Source organism: Pseudomonas sp. NPDC087358 (assembly GCF_044900785.1).
GTDB lineage: Bacteria > Pseudomonadota > Gammaproteobacteria > Pseudomonadales > Pseudomonadaceae > Aquipseudomonas.
Window position 1 is genome coordinate 1 of record NZ_JBJDOA010000030.1, and the last position, 668, is coordinate 668.

Consider the following 668-nt stretch of genomic DNA (forward strand, 5'->3'; position numbering starts at 1 on the left):
CGGTGGTGAGTTGCTTGAGCCGATCATGGCGGTAGAGGTTGTTACGCCTGAAGACTATATGGGTGACGTGATGGGCGACCTTAACCGTCGTCGCGGCATGATCCTGGGTATGGAAGATACGGTTTCCGGCAAGGTAATTCGCGCTGAGGTTCCGTTGGGTGAGATGTTCGGTTATGCGACCGACGTTCGCTCCATGTCCCAAGGTCGCGCAAGCTACTCTATGGAATTCAAAAAATACAATACAGCTCCGTCGCACATCGTCGAAACTGTAACCAAAAAACAAGGCTGATTCAGCGCCTTTAGGCTAGGAGTTATTTGTCGTGGCTAAAGAAAAATTTGATCGTTCCCTTCCGCACGTCAACGTTGGCACCATCGGTCACGTTGACCACGGTAAAACCACTCTGACCGCTGCTCTGACTCGCGTCTGCTCCGAAGTTTTCGGTTCGGCTCGTGTTGACTTCGACAAGATCGACAGCGCACCAGAAGAAAAAGCTCGTGGTATCACCATCAACACCGCCCACGTTGAATACAACTCGGCTGTGCGTCACTACGCTCACGTTGACTGCCCAGGTCACGCTGACTATGTGAAGAACATGATCACCGGTGCTGCCCAGATGGACGGCGCTATCCTGGTTTGTTCGGCCGCTGATGGTCCGATGCCACAAACC

The 668-nt window shown here is 53.0% G+C and carries 1 protein-coding gene and 1 pseudogene; both read left to right on the top strand.

The genetic code is table 11. The annotated features are described in order from the left end of the window. Positions 1–289: pseudogene (gene fusA / locus ACI2KS_RS29555) on the top strand (elongation factor G); the annotation flags it as partial. Between the two features lie 31 nt (positions 290–320). After that, positions 321–668: GTP-binding protein (locus ACI2KS_RS29560; protein ID WP_404624550.1), on the top strand; the 348-nt coding region annotated here is incomplete at its 3' end.